The organism is Fodinibius halophilus (assembly GCF_011059105.1).
Lineage (GTDB): Bacteria > Bacteroidota > Rhodothermia > Balneolales > Balneolaceae > Fodinibius > Fodinibius halophilus.
Map to the genome: position 1 here is coordinate 1 of NZ_JAALLS010000055.1, position 2,129 is coordinate 2,129.

Sequence of the window (2,129 nt, forward strand, 5' to 3'; positions counted from 1 at the left end):
AAAAACCGTTCTTAAATTTTTTTTCTACTTTTTTTACAGAAAAGCTGACAAAGAGGGTTTCTGCTTACAAATATGGCCTGAAAGAATATAAATCCAGATATAGCGGACAGAAAGCTGATTTACCTTATACGAAACAACAGAAAAAATTCTGCTGACAATAAAAAAACCCTGTTATTGCCGAAACAACAACAGGGTTTGTCTTTTATGTACGGGTAAATTATCCAAGGAATCCGAGTACGGACTGTGGCCCGTTGTTGGCCTGCGCCAGCGAAGAAGTTGCCGTCTGCTGCAGAATACTTAATCGGACTTTCTCACTCTGCGCCTTCGCAAAGTCCGTATCCATAATTCGAGATTTCGCCGATTCATTCGCACTAATCGACTGCGAGAGGGCCTCCTCACGAACCGACAGCGACGACTGCGTAATTCCAATATCGTTGACGTCCTCTGACATCGTGGTAATCGCATCATCTACGTGGGAAAGGAATGCGCGATAATCTGCAGAATCAGCCGTAGTTGAAAAAGTTAGTCCACCGCCTTCTCCAAAAATAGCAGTAGCTTTAATAGCTCCGGAAGTCGCACCTAAATCATCCACTGTTCCTCCGGCAGAGGTCCCCTCTGCAAACATCCCTCCTGTACTTACTGCTCTAAGTTCAGCTGTAATTGTATCTGATTCTCTCTCTCCGACCTGGAAATCTAATGTTAAATTTCCACCTACTGTACTTGTTTCTTCATTCCCTTTGAGCAATTCATAATCTTGGTAGACTGTCTGATCCACGATATTATCTATATCTATACCAATCTCTCTAATTTGGTCCCCAATAAAACCTCTCTCATCGTCTCCCAACGTATCATTGGCTGCCTGTGTGGTCAGTTCCTTCATCTCCACGAGACTATCTATAATGCTACCGTAACTGGACTCAGCTATATCGAGAACCGACTTTGCATCCCCCACGTTCTGCATCGCCTGGTTCAATCCACTAACACGACTGCGCAATTTCGTGGCAATCGAGAAACCGGCCGAGTCGTCTTCCGCACGATTAATTCGCTTACCGGTCGACATCTTCAGTTGGTTCTCCGACATCTGCTTATTAATACGGTTCAACGACAGCTGGGAATCCAACGACTGTATGTTTGTGTTTACTCTGTTTAGATCCCCAAAACTTGCCATGATTTGTCTCCGTATATTTTTTCTTAATAATTTATTTAATGTCTTGCTCAACTATTATCGTAGGGGCAAAACCGATCTTAAATACCTTTTTTTCTAATCCTATTCTTTTAAAATGAAGATAGTCCGACTATTACCTCTCCAAGGTATATATTTGATGCATCAAAAGATCGGCATATGTAGCTAACTGCTTCCGGAGCTAAACTAACTCAAAAGAGAAGCTAAAATGTAACAAGTTCACTTTTTCTGACTTAAGTTTATCTTCCCAAATGCCATCGGATTACAGAAAAGGAAAGTTCCAATGTTCTTATTATGTTCCTGCGATTAAGGAACTCCTTTCCTCAAAACACTAGCTCGACATGATGATTTGTCGACGAGATCCTCATTCGGTGTGCGTTCGTATAGTAGTCAAAGAATAACCTTCATACAGTAACCAACTGTTTAGAGAGATCGCTCCGGCGGATCGCAATAACAAACGTTGTTAATAACCATTGAAAACAATTATCCATCCACACAAAAGAATATGGAAAAAATGAAGCCCCGTCGTCGGCGGCTGGGGTTGGCGTCCGTAGACAGGAAGGAGAATTATTCTTACGGCTTCCCCGCCCTTGATCCCTCCCTGCGGGAAACTCCTTTCCCGGCAAAAGCACCAGGTCGACGTGACAGGCTTGCTGGGAAGGTGCACAGTCGGTATATGCTCGCATAGTACACAGAGAACAACTATCATACATCATCCAGCTACTTCAGGGAGATCATCGCGCTTCCCTCGTGATGACAAACGTTGGTGTTAAAATCCATTCCTCACCTATCCACATACTAGTTCCAATACTATTATCAGACTATTTTACCTCGAAAAAAAATAAAACAAAAGTCCTGTAAACCGCTCTCTTTAACTGATTGAACAAAAATAAAAAACCCTATTGCTGCCGAAGCAACAATAGGGTCTGTCTTTAATGTACGGGGT

The 2,129-nt window shown here is 42.6% G+C and carries 1 protein-coding gene; it reads right to left on the reverse strand.

The window, feature by feature from the left end:
- Positions 1 to 217 precede the first annotated feature (217 nt).
- Positions 218 to 1,168, reverse strand: coding sequence for a flagellin (locus G3569_RS18110; protein ID WP_165271495.1), 951 nt, complete (start codon positions 1,166 to 1,168; stop codon positions 218 to 220).
- Positions 1,169 to 2,129 lie beyond the last annotated feature (961 nt).